The organism is Streptomyces sp. NPDC093568 (assembly GCF_044764945.1).
In the GTDB taxonomy this organism is placed as follows: domain Bacteria; phylum Actinomycetota; class Actinomycetes; order Streptomycetales; family Streptomycetaceae; genus Streptomyces.
The window spans coordinates 113,223-127,167 of the sequence record NZ_JBIWJD010000007.1; the positions used below are offsets into that span (position 1 = coordinate 113,223).

Annotated in this window: 6 protein-coding genes; 1 reads left to right on the plus strand and 5 read right to left on the minus strand. The window is 74.2% G+C overall.

Annotated features, from left to right (window positions below; all coding sequences use genetic code 11):
• The first annotated feature begins 4 nt into the window (after positions 1-4).
• Positions 5-901 carry a GNAT family N-acetyltransferase gene (locus tag ACIRD7_RS27135; protein ID WP_403457688.1) on the plus strand — a complete coding sequence of 299 codons (897 nt, stop codon included), beginning with the start codon at positions 5-7 and terminating at the stop codon, positions 899-901.
• Here the strand turns inward: ACIRD7_RS27135 and ACIRD7_RS27140 are convergent.
• The 5 genes from ACIRD7_RS27140 to ACIRD7_RS27160 form a co-directional block, all read right to left on the minus strand.
• Positions 894-2,711 carry a hypothetical protein gene (locus ACIRD7_RS27140; protein WP_403457689.1) on the minus strand — a complete coding sequence of 606 codons (1,818 nt, stop codon included), beginning with the start codon at positions 2,709-2,711 and terminating at the stop codon, positions 894-896. The two genes, ACIRD7_RS27135 and ACIRD7_RS27140, sit on opposite strands and share 8 nt — an antisense overlap.
• Positions 2,708-4,840 (minus strand): hypothetical protein, encoded by a 2,133-nt coding sequence (locus ACIRD7_RS27145; RefSeq protein WP_403457690.1) that lies wholly within the window; start codon positions 4,838-4,840, stop codon positions 2,708-2,710. The genes ACIRD7_RS27140 and ACIRD7_RS27145 overlap by 4 nt, the downstream gene beginning before the upstream one ends.
• Positions 4,837-7,680: a hypothetical protein gene (locus ACIRD7_RS27150; protein WP_403457691.1), complete on the minus strand. Its 2,844-nt coding sequence runs from the start codon at positions 7,678-7,680 to the stop codon at positions 4,837-4,839. Before ACIRD7_RS27150 ends, ACIRD7_RS27145 begins: the two co-directional genes overlap by 4 nt.
• Positions 7,677-11,339 (minus strand): tubulin-like doman-containing protein, encoded by a 3,663-nt coding sequence (locus ACIRD7_RS27155; RefSeq protein ID WP_403457693.1) that lies wholly within the window; start codon positions 11,337-11,339, stop codon positions 7,677-7,679. Before ACIRD7_RS27155 ends, ACIRD7_RS27150 begins: the two co-directional genes overlap by 4 nt.
• Before the next feature lie 148 nt (positions 11,340-11,487).
• The gene (locus ACIRD7_RS27160; RefSeq protein ID WP_403457695.1) at positions 11,488-13,791 is read right to left on the minus strand and encodes a VWA domain-containing protein; all 2,304 of its coding nucleotides are present in this window, start codon (positions 13,789-13,791) and stop codon (positions 11,488-11,490) included.
• Positions 13,792-13,945: the final 154 nt, after the last annotated feature.

A 13,945-nucleotide genomic window follows, 5' to 3' on the forward strand; every position in this document is an offset into this window, starting at 1 on the left:
AAATATGGAGCCAGTGTCGACGGACCATGTGACGGCCTTCCGCCGCTTCAACCGGTACTTCACGCGCCGCATCGGCGTACTGGACGACCACTACCTCGGCCAGGACCGTCCGCTGGGCGAGGCCCGGCTGCTGTTCGAGGTGGGGGACGGCGCGTCCCTGCGGGAGCTCAGGAGCCGGCTCGGGCTGGACGCCGGGTATCTGAGCCGGATGGCGAAGGCGCTCCAGACCCAGGGCATGGTCCGGCTCACCGCCCATCCGCAGGACAGCCGGCTGCGCATGATCGAACTGACCCCGGCCGGGCGGGCGGAGGTGCGCGAGCAGGACCGGCGGGCGCAGGCCGCCGCGGCGGGCCTGCTCGACGGCCTCAGCGAACCCCAGCGCGCCGAACTGACCGAGGCGATGGCCCGCGCCCAGCGCCTGCTGCGCCTCGCGGGCATCACCGTCGCCCTCGTCGACGGCGCCGCACCGGACGCCCTGGCCGCCCTCGACGCCTACGCGGCCGACATCGACGAGCGGTTCCCCGAGGGGTTCGACAAGGACGACCTCGTACGGCCCGAGGAGGTGTCCGGCGACGCCGGCGCGTTCTTCGTCGCGTACGAGGAGGGCCGGCCGGTGGGCTGCGGCGCGCTACGGCGCCTGGAGCCCGGCGTCGGCGAGATCCGCCATGTCTGGGTGGCCCCCGCCGCCCGCCGCCTCGGCCTCGCCCGCCGCCTGCTGGCCGCGCTCGAACAGGAGGCCGCCGCACGGCGCTTGGCCGTCGTACGCCTGGACACGCACGCCGCGCTCACGGAGGCGCAGGCGATGTACCGGGCGTGCGGCTACACGGAGATCCCGGCGTACGACGACAACGTCTACGCCAGCCACTGGTTCGAGAAGCGGCTGGCGCGGCCACTCAGCTGAAGAACCACACGACCACGATGATCGTGCTGATGACGCAGAAGGTGACACCTCCTCCGAGCAGACATCCCGCGCTGCCCATCCGGCTGTAGACCCCGTCCATGAACGAGCCCGGCGGGTGGGCCGGCGGCTGCGGGGGCGGCTCGAGTGGCGTCGGGACCGTGGTGCGGGGCACCGGCGGGAGCTGGGGCGCCGGCGGGGCGGGCTGCGGCGGACGGTTGACCCGGACCAGCGTGTTGGCCAGGAGCTGGGCCCACACCTCCGGCGGCAGGTCGGGGATCCGGCCGTGCGGCGGTTCGACGATGCTCTGCCGGAGCCAGTTCCCCGTGGTGGGGTGCGCATCGCGGCTCAGGCGGTACAGCAGCTCCTGAAGCGGGCGCAGATGCCGCTTGTCGCGGGCCAGCGGTGCCACGGCCCAGGAGAAGAGGTGGGCCGCCCGGGACGCCCGGTCCGCTCCCGACCTGCCTTCCCCGGGCGGCTCGTGCGGCGCGAAGTACAGGTCCTTGTGCAGCACCTCCGCGCACAGCTCGTGCCGCAGCTCCGGAGGGCGCACCTGGACGCGCTGGGGTTCGCCCAGCACGTCCAGCAGCAACTCCGTCGAATCCGCCGGGAGTTCACCCGAGCGCAGCTCGTGCAGCAGCAGCTCGTCGGGCAGGCCGCGCAGCTCCGCCAGCAGCATGCTGCGTCCCCGGACGTCGGTGCGCCGGTGGCCGCGCAGGTCCTGATGGAGACGCGGGTCGGGGAACGCCTGCCTCGGCGGGTCCTCGTACACCTCCGGATACGCCGCTTCCGGCTCGCGGTCCCACGTCGGCACCGGTGCGGGCGCTGGTGCGGGAATCGGCACCGGCGCCGGCGTCGGCACCGGCATCGGGATCCGGATGCCCGCCGGAGGCGTGCGGTCGGCGCCCAGGATCTCCTTGAGGCGGGCCCGGCGGTGCTCCCAGTCCAGCGAAGCGCCGCCGGGGAGTTCGTCGATCAGCTGCGGCACTCCCGCGTCCGCCTCGGGGTGCGCGAGGAGATGCCGTACGAGTTCGGCCGCCGCCCAGAGCTCGAACCGGCGACCGGCCGGCTTGCCCCCTCTGACCCGGGCCAGCGGGCCGGAGCCGCCGGTGTCCTCCTCCCAGCGCGGGACGGACGTCAGCCGCAGCGGGTGGCTGTCGGCGGTGTCGTACGTGGCGAAGGTCCAGTGGCGGTCGAGCCAGGGCCCGAAGAGCAGGAACAGCCCGAGGTACACGAGCGGCACCGCGCTCCGGTCCGGCCAGCCGGGGTGCCCCCGCTCCTCCATCAGCAGCGAGATCCGCTGCGTCGGATCGCGCAGCCACTCCGCCGCCGTCAGGGTCAGCGCGTGGTTGACCGACGGCAGTTCCTCCAGCATGCCCGGCAGCCGCCTGAGCGCCAGCTCGTCGAGCTGCGCGCACTCGATCACGTCCTGCTTGCCGGTTGCCGACTCGGCCTTCTCCCGGCTGCCCCAGCCGCCGCGCGCCAGCCCGAGGCACTGGCGCACCTTCAGGGTGCCGGGTCCGCCGACCAGTACATGGCTGACGGTGCTGGGCCTGCCGCCCCGGTCCGTGGTGGGCCAGCGCTGCACGAGCAGCACGTCGCCGTCGCGGGAGAGCGTGCGCACGACGCTCGACCGGGCGGCCTGCCCGCCCGACACCCACAGCAACGGGCCCAGTTCCCGGCCGAGTTCCTCGGCGCGCCCGGCGTCGCAGGAGTGGGCGACGGCGTTCATGCCGGTGCCCTGGCGGCCGTGGTTGCCGTCCCAGCGGTAGACGACCTGGTGCACCGAGCCCCGGTCCTGGTAATCGTTCACCGGAGTTCCCCTCCCTCGGATCCCTCGGGCTCCTCGGGCCCATCCGACCTGTCGAATTTCTCGTCCCCGCCCCGGGGCACCGCCTCCAGCGCGGGTGCCTCACCCACCGCCAGCGCCTCGGCGCCGCCCGGGAGCTGGATCAGCCCGTGCATGGCGAACAGCGACAGCAGCGGCTCCAGCACCCGCCGGGGCCCGGCCCCGGCCGGATAACGGCCCTGGTCCTCCTGACCGCCGGTCGCGGACGCGATGTGCAGGGTGCAGCGGCGCAGGGCGTCGAAGGGGCGCAGCCACGCCTGGCCCGCGTGCCGGCGCAGCAGCCCGTACAGGTCCCGGCTCTCCTCGCGCACCAGCGCCGGGTCCACCGAGGTGGCCGGCGGCCGGGTCAGCCACCGGTCGACGGGCGGCTGGAAGCGGAGCAGGTCGGCCTTGCCGAGCACCATCGCGGACGGCACGTCCACGTACCCGCCGTTCTTCGGCAGCCGGTCCAGGACCGTGCCGAAGGCGAGGTCGCCGTCCCGGTTCACCTCCACGCCCCAGCGTTCCCGGGCGTGGTCGAGCTGCGGCAACGGCAGGGCGAGCGCCGGGTCGACGACGAACACCAGGGCGTCGACGCCGAGCAGGAACCGCAGCGCCGCGTCGGTGCGCACGAGGTCCTCGCCGCCGAGGTCGAAGAAGGCGACCGGGCGCACCTGCCCCCGTGGGTCGGTGATCAGCAGGGACTCCACGAAGCGGGCGAAGTCGTCCATGCCGAGGCCGGGCGTGTGGTCGAGGACCTCGCCGTTGCGCAGCGGCTGCACCCGGTCCCGGACGAACCGGGCGTGCTGCTCCGGGTTGACGGACTGCCACTTCAGGCCGAACGGCTCCAGTCCGCCGTCGGTGATGGCCGCGATCATCTGGGTCAGCAGATGGCTCTTGCCGGTGGAGGACTGACCGACCATCGCGACGGTCAGCGGACGGCCGTACGTCAGATAGGGCACCGGGATGTAGTGCGCCGCGAACTCCGGGTCCGCCGTGCACTTCTGGACGGCTCCGCGCATGACGTCCGTGCGCCGCGCGGGGTTGTTGATGCCCTTGAGGTCCAGCGGCTTGTACTGCATCCGGCTGTCGGTGACGAACAGCTTCGTGAGGTCGAGCCGGATGGTCTCCAGGCAGTACGGGCAGAGCACCTCGCCGACCGGCTGCCCGGAGCGGGGCTCGGCCGCGGCGGGTGCCTGCCGTTTGAGGCGCAGGGCCTCCTCGAAGGCCTCGTGGTGCGGGCGCGTTTCGTCGGCCGGCACGGCCAGCCGGACGCGGCGGGCGGCACCCGGCGCGACGAGGTCGAGCACCTGGGCGGGCGTCGGCCGGCCGGCGGCGGTCGGTGCGAAGGCGTCCCGCAGCGTCTGGTCGAGCTTGCGGTGTTCACCGAGGTCGGCGGGCGGTCGGTCGGCGGGGCCGGACCGGCCGGTCGCCAGCCGGTACAGCACCTGCGCCGCGCTCCACACCGCGTCCCGCGGCTCGGCGAGCCCCGCGCCGCCGCGCTGCTCGGGCGAGCAGTAGGGCGACCGGCCCCAGGGGCGCCTCGGCCGCCCGATCCGGGTCACCGACTCCAGCCCCCACAGCTGGACGCGGGCGCCGTCCCACAGCACGGTGCCGGGCGAGATGCCGCGCACCACCAGGCCCTGGCCCTCCAGCAGGCACAGGGCCAGCATCAGTTCGCGGGTGAAGACCTCCTGGTCGGCGGCGCCCATCACATGGATCCGCGAGACGGGTGTGCCGCGCGGCGGGTCGTACAGCAGGAACGGCTCGGCCGTGTCCAGCTCATGGCCGATCAGCCGCGGGAACAGCGCGGCGTACTCGGTGTCGCCGAGCGCCTGGTTCAGCTGTACGGCGGTGCCCGCCTCGGTGTCCAGCAGGGCGCGCGCCGCCGGGTTGGCCGCGTCCCGGGGACTGAGCCGGACCTGGACGCACTGCTGTCCCACGTCGTCGAGCACGGCCTTGCGCAGCAGTTGGGGCAGCAGCCGGTCGCGGCGGACCTCACGGCCGACCCGGACCGGGGTGACGCGCCGCCGCCCGGAGGGCACGGTGAACGCGAGCTTGTCCGGGGGCGGGCCGCCCGGCCCCGGCGGACGGGAATGCGTGGTGCTGGTCACCGGCGGTCGCCGTCCCCTCGCTCGTCGGTACCCGACCAGTCGTCCGAGGCCAACCAGTCGTCGCAGTCCGACCCGTGGTTGGAGTCGGCCCCGTGGGCGGAAGCAGCGGACCGCGTGTAGGAGTCCGACCGGTCGTACGGATCGTCGTAGGCGTCCGCCCGCTCGTACGCGTCCGCCCGCTCATAGGCGTCCGCCCGCTCGTACGCGTCCGTTCGCTCGTAAGCGTCAGCCCCCTCGTACGGATTCGCCCGCTCGTACTGATGCGACGCGCCGTACGTCCCCGTCCCCTCCTCGGCCGGGCCCGTCCCGTCGGGTCCGGCGCCGTGCCGTGACCGGACGGTGTGCACCACGCCGATCCGCAGCGGGGTCAGCCGGATCAGTCCGGCGTAGCGGCCCGACGACGTCCACAGGACGTCTTCCGGGTGTCCCGAACCGCTCGCCCGCCAGGACTTCTCGACCTCGTCGCGTACGGCCCCGGGAGCGAACCGGAGCCACAGCGCGGCCGCCGGGTCGCGGCTGAGCAGCGTGCCCTGCTCGGGCGTGGACAGCTGCACCACGGCCTGCCGGCCGGCGTCGGCGCCGACCAGTTCGGCCAGCCCGTAGGGGTCGGTGCCGAGCAGGTTCGCCGACGTGGCGCGCACGCGGCGCGGGGCGGCGAACGGGGGCGGGGCCAGCACTCCGCTGTGCTGGAGGTGATGGCGGGCCATGGACAGCAACTGGTGGACCCGCTCCTCGGTGCGCCGCACGGCGCGGGCGCCGGCCTGGCCGCGCTCGACGGCACCCCAGTAGTGCTTCATGGCTTCGAGCGCGGCGTCCGTCAGATCGGCGGACAGGGTGGCGACCAGCTCCGGCCCGCCCTCCCCGTTCTCCCGCTCCAGCCAGCGCGGAGCACCCTTGGGACGGCTCCCCGGGGCGCCCTCGGCGCTCCTCCCCCGTCCCTGCTCCCCGCTCTTCTCCTCGTCCCCCTCGTCCTCCCAGGCGTACACGCTCGCCCAGTCGCTGTCCGCGTCGTCGGCTCCGGCGTAGCCGTCGTCCTCCTCCACGTCGGGGTCACCGGCGAGCCAGTCGTCCCCGCCGCCAAAAGGGTCACCGAAGGCTCCGGGCGCCCCGGCCGCGGCGAGCCGCGCCGGCTCGGGCACCGCCTCCGCCTCCGCCGCGGCCGCCGTCGCCCGCAGCATCCCGGCGACGGAGCGGGCCGCGTCGGCGCAGTACAGACGCTCCTCGACGGCCCAGTGCTCACGCACCGCCTCGGCCAGCAGGGCGTCGAGACCGTCAAGTGCCTCGCGCAGTACGGCGGTTGTGTGGCCCGGGGCCCAGGCCGCGGCCGCCGCCCGCCAGAGCCGGCGTACGGTCTCCACCGCGACGCCGAGGCCGACGAGCAGGCCGATCGTGCCAACCCAGACCGGGGACTCGGTCGCGTACCCCACTCCCGCCCCGAGCGCGGCGCCGCAGAACGCCGCGACCCGCGGGGCCACCGCCCAGCGCCCGGGACGCCCCGCGCCCTTCAGCCGGGCCGACCCGAGGGCGGCCATGCCGGCGAACAGCAGCGGCACGAGGACCGCGAGGGCGAGGAACGGCCCCGACCACAGCGCGCCCAGCAGTCCCGCACCGCCCGCCGCGAGCGGTCCGGCGACCGGGAGTCCGGGCCCGGCCGTACCCGCCCCGCCCGCCAGTCGCCGGGCCACGGTGTCGGCGGAGTGGGCGCCGAGCTTCGGCAGGAGTGCCGAGCCCGGCAGCGGCTCCACCCGGCCGGCCAGACCGGTGAAGCGCTGCGCCACCGAGCGCAGGGCGAGCCCTTGGCCGAGCAGCTTCAGGGCGAACTCCCGCAGGCCCTCGCCGATCCGCTCGCCCATGCCCTCGGCCGACGGCACCCGCAGCCCGAGGGCCGCCAGCCGGGCCGTCGACTCGGCGGCGGACGGTGCCGTGCCGCCGCCGCTGCGCAGGGCCGTGGTGACGAGGTCCCGGTAGTCGTCGAGCGACTTGCGCGCCTGCTCCGCCTCCGCCTCGAACGTCTCGCGGCGGGAGGCCCGCAGCAGACCGGGCAGGGTCCGCAGCCCGGCCAGCGCCTCGTCGGCGTAGTCCAGGGCGTCCGCACAGGCGCGGTGGGCCTCGTCGGCGATCCCGCCGGGCTCCCGGTGCCCCAGGTCCCGGCCCCCTCGGCCGGCCACCAACCCGCGCAGCGGCTCCGGCAGGTCGGCGCCGGATGAAACGGTGAGCATCACGTCCGGTGCGGGCTCGTCGTCCGTCCCGGCGAACCGGGTGAGCGCGTCACGCCAGGCCCGGTCGCGCACCTCCGGCGGCAGGTCCTGCTCCAGCAGCCGTACGCCGGGCGCGGCGACAGCCTCGGGCAGCGCCTGGACGCTGTCCAGCACGCTGAGATAGACGTCCGGTACGGACAGCACGTCGACGAGAACGGCCAGCGCGTCCGGGTCGTCGGGCGCGGGCCGCTCCAGCGCGGTGCGGGCTGAGCGCAGATCACCGGCCCACAGCAGCCCGGTGCCGGTGGCCCGCAGCACGGCGGGGCGCAGCAGCCTGCGGTCGGGCTGGAAGTCCCCTTCCTCGCCGGCGAACGCGCCCGGCGCGCTGCCCACCAGCAGCACGAGCAGCCTGACCTCGCCCACCGCCCGGTAGCCGGTGAGCAGTTCGTACTGAATCTGGTGGTCGTTGAGCCCGGCCGGGGTGTCGACCACCAGGAACAGCGGGTCGTCGGGTTCCGGCAGCCCGGCCCGGCCCAGCTCCTGGGCGACCCGGGCGCGCAGGGCGGGCGGGTCGTGCAGCGCCGCCGCCCCGGCCCTCAGGTCCAGGTGGATGACGGTGCCGAAGGACTCGGGCGTGCTCACTGCGCGTCACCGTCCCAGGGGTTGCGACGGCCCGATTCGCCGGACGCGTCGTCGTCCCACGGCGCCCGCCGCCGACCGTCCTGATCGTCACGGCCGTCACGGCCGTCCGCGTGCCGGCGGTCGTCGAGGTCGGGGTCGTCGTAGGCGTCGCGCCGGCGCTCACCGCCGAAACTGCCGTAGCCGTCGTCGGGTTCGTCGCGCCGCCGCTCACCACCGAAGCCGCCATAGCCGTCGTCGGGTTCGTCGCGCCGCCGCTCACCACCGAAGCCGCCATAGCCGTCGTCGGGTTCGTCATGCCGCCGCTCACCGCCACGCCGGCCGAAGCCGTCGTCCCGGTCGTCGTTCCGCCGTTCGCCGGCCCGCCTGCCGTAGTCCCCCTCCGGGTCGTCGTTCCGCCTGCCGTAGTCGTCGACGCCGCCGCGCGGGCCGACCGGTGCCGTGCCCCAGTCGTCCTCGTCGGGTGCCGGACGCCGGGGGGCCGAGAAGCCCTCGCGGCCGCGGGGGTCGGTCGGGGTGCCGCCGCGGACGTGTTCCAGCAGGGTGCGCAGGGTCGGCTGGACCGCGCGCTGGTCGCCGAACTCGGTGTCCAGCGCGGCCGGGAGGGTCTCCGCCCAGAACTCCCACAGCGGGCGCACCCAGCCCTCGACCCGCTCGCCGCCCCGCTCCCGGCGCTCCGTCAGCAGCTCCAGCTGACGCGGGGCGACCTTCTCGACCAGGTCGACGAAGAGCGGGTGGGGCTCGCTGCCCGCGCGGGCGAGGCCGGTCGGCTGAGCGCCCATCAGCTCACGGCAGTAGTCCTCGACGATCCGCTCGTCGTCCAGGACCGTCCAGCGCTCGTACGACCGCAGCAGCTCGGCCCAGCTGGACACGCCGCCGGGGAAGTCCCCGAGCCGCAGCCGCACGCCGGGCACCTGCGCGCCCTTCTCCGGGTGCAGGCGCAGCCGGATGCGGTCCGGCGAGGACGGGTCGCCGTCGACGACGTCCACCTGGCCGTTCCACATGCAGCACAGCAGGCGGTGCAGGATGACCCGCCGGTCCTCCTCGCTGCTGACCATCCAGCTGTCCCGGAAGCCGAGCCGCTGCCGCCAGCGCAGGACGTCCTGGGCCTGCTCGTTGTCCTTCGCGCGGGCCCACTGGCGCAGCACCTTGCGGGCCTCGGGCACCTGGGTGAGGCTCATCTCGCTGCGGAAGAGGACCACGGTGATCGAGTCGCTCTCCACGCCCCGGTACTCCACGGAGTTCTTCGCGTCCGAGGGCAGCCGAAGCGTCTTGCCGAGGAACTCCTGCACCTCCTCGACGGCCTGCACCCGGGGGTAGGTGACCAGGACGCGGAGCAGGCCGGTGCCCTCGGGGGTGAACCCGACCGGCAGCAGCCCGGTCAGCTTGCGCCCGAACAGGTCGAGGGCCTCCTTGCTGACCTGGTCCTTGGCGTCCGCGTCGCCGGCCGCGGCGGCCAGCAGCGTGCCCATGGACGGCAGCAGCGGCCGCTCCTCCAGGTGCGCGCCGCTCTCCGCGAACAGCCGGGTGATCCGGGCCTCCAGCTGCCCCTTGACCCGGGCCACCGAGCCCTCCGGGTCGCGCCGGCTCTGCGCGTGCACCTGGCGCCAGGTGTCGCCGTCGACGAGCTTGAGCAGCAGCGCCGCCTCGTCCTCGTTCTCGCGAAGCCCCTCGCGGCGTACCAGACGGCCCACGACGTCCTCGTAGAAGTGGTTGAGGGTGCGCTGCGGCGGCAGCAGGTACGAGATGCCGGTGCGGTCCTCGTACAGTTCGAGGCCCTTCTGCTGGGCGGACTTGCGCTCCTGGTCGCTGTGCCTGCGGAAGGCGCCGACCAGCCGCCCGAGGTCGGTGCCGGCCGCGTCGGCCTGGGGCTGCCAGTGCATCTGCTGCTCACGCCAGGCCTCGTGCCACACCAGCCGGCAGCGCCACTGGTACCAGGCGTCCTGCTCCTGGATGGCGGCCTGTACGTCGTCGTCGCCCCAGCGGGCCGGTGCGAGTCCGCCCAACTGGCCCTTGATCCGGGGGATCTTGGGCGGCTGTTCGGTCACTCCGGCCGGGCGCTGCGGAGTGCGGGCGCGGTGGTCCAGCATGCCGAGGAAGCCGAGCCGGGCGATGGGTTCCTCGCTGTCCGGGACGCCCCTGACGACGCGTTCGGCGAGGAAGGGGTCCACGGTCTGGAGCAGCTTGTCGATCGCGGGGCGCGGGGCGAACCGGTCGGCCATCGCGATGGCCGCGCGCTCCGCCTCGGACCGCAGGTCGGACAGCAGCCGCTGCATGTCCGCGATGCGTTCGCCGAGCGCCTGCTCGATGTTCTTGCCGCCGCGCGGCAGCGGGTCGGGCTCGGGCACCGCCAACTGCCTGCGTTCCCACAGCTCTTCGAGGTTGGCGTCGGCGAACAGCTGCCGGATCATCGGCACCGCCTCGTCCCGCAGCGCCGCCCGCGGCTGCTCCACGAGGTCCGTGACCGCGAGCCGCAGCAGCCGCCCCGCCACCAGGTCGGCGAGCTGGTCCATCGGCGCGGTCATGGAGGCGACCAGGCTGGTGGAGACGCCCTGCCGGCCGATCCCGGTCGGGGAGACGGCGCTGCGCTGCACACCCCGGTTGATGAAGCTGGCCGCGAAAGTGGTGAAGTCGTCGTCGGCGGCCGTCTTGCGGCCCCGGGAGCGGCCGTCGCCCAGTTCGGTGCCGATCAGCGACATCACCAGGGAGACGATGGAGCGGCGCAGGTCGTCCGCGCGGATGCCGGCGGTCGGGCTGAACAGGAACGCGGTGGGCAGGATGCCGGTGCGCAGCCGGATCGGGGTCATACCCGGGTAGCGGACGCCGAGCCCGAGCTCCTGGTCGAGATCGCCGATCTCGTGGCCCTCGGAGGGCGCGTTCTGCGTGTCCACGAGCCGGAACAGGTCGACCAGCGCGCGGGCCGCGTTGAGCTCCGCCTCCCGCCCGCCGCCGGTCGCGGAGCCGAAGGAGGACGGCATGACGACCAATGGATAGATCTTGACGCCGTCGAACTTGCGCTGCTGGAAGGCGTAGTTGATCAGGTGCAGGTAGTCCAGGAAGATCCCGGCGCCGGTGCCGCCGGCCACCGAGAAGGCGACGAAGACGTCGCAGCCGTTGACCTTGCCGCCGCCGAGCTCGCTGAGCTCGCCGCCCGCCTTGGCGATCGCGTCGATGGCCTGGAGCAGCGGTTCGAGGACCGGGCCGAGGCCGTGCCGGAGCGTGGCGAACAGGGCCGCGCGGCCGACGGTCGGCAGCTGGCCCGCCCCCGCGTGCAGCGGGGTGACCTTGGGCTCGTCGACGCGCGGCGGCAGCCAGTCGGCGACCTCGTCGCGCAGCACCGCCCGGAGCATCTTGGTCACTTCCGGGGAGGCGTCGAAGTTCGGCAGCAGGTTGTGGGTGGCCCGGGAGGTCCGGGCGTACGCCGCCCGCAGGGACGGGTCCACGTTGAACTGCGGCAGCCGCTGGAGGTCGCTCTCGCTGTAGTCGGCGTACACGAACTGCAGGCAGTCCGGCAGCTGGAACGGGGCATGGCCGCTCTGCCTGCTCAGCGCCATGCCGTCGGGACCGCACAGCTCGGCGCGCAGTCTGCGTTCCAGCTCGGAACCGACCAGGCCGCCGGTGCCGCCCAGGCCGACGAAGAGCATCGGCTGGAAGATCTTCATGGTTTCCTCCCCGCTGTACGGCCGGCGGGCGGCCGCAGGACTGTGCTGGGTACGTCTGTGGTGCCGCGCGGCGGGCCGGCGGCGCGGCGGTGATGCGGTGATGCGGTGAGGGCGGGCCGGGGGTGCCGGGTCCGGCCCGCCCCTCGGGTCACAGGAAGTCGTCGTAGGCGCCGCCGCCCGGGGCCGACGGCCTCGGGTCGGGGCCGCCGGCGAAGGCGCCCTGCGTCGGCCGGGGCCCCTGGCCGGGGGTCCCGCCGAGCGCGAGGCTCAGCGTGTCGGTCAGCTGGACCTGGCCGTGGGTGGGCAGCGGGACACGGCTGCCGCCCTTGCGCACCACGGCGCCTCCCTCCCGGCTGCGGCGGACGGCGTACGGGCCGTGCGCGCGCTTCTCGATGCGCGGGCTGCGATGGGCCTCGGCGACGGCGAACTCGTACCACTGCTTGTTGTTGCCGTGCCCGGCCCGGTGCTCGTTGACGACGGTGCCGTCCGCGGAGACCAGCTGGAGCACGAGGCCGAACGGGTCGCGCCGGCGCCTGCGCAGCCGTAGCCAGGCGACGACGGCCGCGACGGCCAGCGCGAGCACGACGGCGCCCGCGACGAACGCCCACCAGTACTTGTCCCAGATCCCGGGCTCGGGCGTGACCCGTACCGAGACCGGGGCGCGTTCGAGCGTGCGGTCGTCGTCGGTGGTGTCGACGACGGTGAAGGTGCCCGAGAGGTCGAGCCCGTCGTCGCCGAGCCGGTCGCCGAAGGCGCTCGCCGGGGAGACCCGGACCGTGACCTCCCGGGTGCCGCGCTCACCGGGCTTGAGAGTGATCTCGTTCGGCTCGACGGAGAGCAGCCCGTCCTTCACGTCGGCGACGGACAGCCGCAGGGTGTGCGCGGTGTCGGTGGTGTTGCTGACGTCCAGGGTGCCGGTGACGGTGCCGCCGGGGTGGGTGTCGCCGGCGGGCAGTTCGAGGGGCGCCTTGACGGGCAGTTCGCCGGGGGCGACGTCGCCGGTCTCGCTGCGGGTGTCGGCGCTCAGGCCCGAGGCGGTCAGCGTGGCGCTCACGGTCAGCGCCCCGGCGGCGTCCTCGGGGATGGTCACGGTGCCGGTGAAGGAGCCGTCGCTCGCGTCGGGGTCGACTCCCTTGCCGTTGTCGGCGAGGTCGAGCGCCAGCGGCGAGAAGCCGTCCCCGGTCAGCTCGCTGCGCACGCGCAGCCCCTCGTAGTCGCGCGGGTCCTTGATCTCGTAGCCCTCGCGCGTCTGGAGCCGCATGGTCACCGTGACCTTCTCACCGGCCTGCGGCGAGGGCGGGTCCATGGTGATGGCACCGCGCAGCTCGCCCTGCCACAGCACACTGACGGCGACGGGCAGCGAGCGGTGGCCCTCCGGGGCCTCGGCCTTGATCTTCCAGGTGCCCGGCAGCGGGTCGACGATCTTCAGCGCCTCGACGGTGCCGGTGCCGCCCGCCAGCTCGAAGCGGGAGCCCTTGTACGTCCGCGAGTTGGCGGGGATCTTGTCGCCCGCCGGGTCGATGTAGGTGATCTTCACCTCGGGGTCGCCCTTGTCGACGACGATGCTGCCGACGGTCGCGAGCGGCGAGATGCCGATCTCCAGGGTGGCCGGCGGCCGCTTGCTCGGGCCCTCCTCGTGGCGCAGGCAGTGGGCGGCGGCGAAGATCTTCTCCAGCGTGGTGCCGACGTCCTTCGCCCCGTCGACCTTGTGGGCCCGGGGAGTCGCGGAGGGCAGCTCGACACAGCCCTTGCGGTAGCCGCCGGCGGCGATCTGGTCGAGCTGCTTCTTGTCCGGGTCGGGTCCGAAGCCCAGCGGCCAGATCTGGACGTTCTGCGCGGCGGCTTCCTTCAGCGCCTCCTTCAACTGGCGCTCGCCCTCGGCCTCGCGGTGCGCGGGGTCGCCGTACTTGAAGCTGTCCTTGACGTCCATCTTCCCGTCGGTCAGCAGGAACAGCACCCGGGGCACCGAGGCGTCGGAGCCGTCGGTCAGGTCGTCCACGCCCTGCCGGATGGCGGTGGGGAGGTCGGTTCCGGTGCCCTCGCCCTTCTTGCGGCTGCGCAGCTCGTCGACGCACCCGCCGACCTCCTCGCGGCCGGCCGCGTCCAGTGTCGTGCGCGGACACACCGGGTCCACCACGCGCTGGCCGGCGGTCTCGGCTGCGGCGAAGCCGAACACCGTGACCTGCGAGGAGGAGGACACGTCGCCGAGCGCGATCCGCTTGGCGGCGGCCTTCTCCGCCTTGATGTCCTCCGCCGCGAGGCTGGCCGACTCGTCCACGGCCACCGCGTAGTTGACCGCCGGGAACGCCGGTGCCGAGTCCGCCGCGGGCACCGGATCCTGACCGGCCGGTGCCACCAAGGACACGAACACCGCGGTGGCGCCCAGCACCGAGGCGGCGGCGCTGCGGACCCGGGTCCTTCCTGTCTGTCGTCTTCCCGTGACTCTTCCCACGGCCGTCCCCTTGGTCTTCGTGAAGTCGGTGCTTGAGATGCGTGCTGCGATGCGTGCTGAGGTGCCCGCTGAGGTCGGGCTTGAGGCTGTCGCTGTGCTTGTGACGTGCATGTGGTGACGCGTCAGGAGTCGCGCCTGGTGCGTGCCGGAGTCG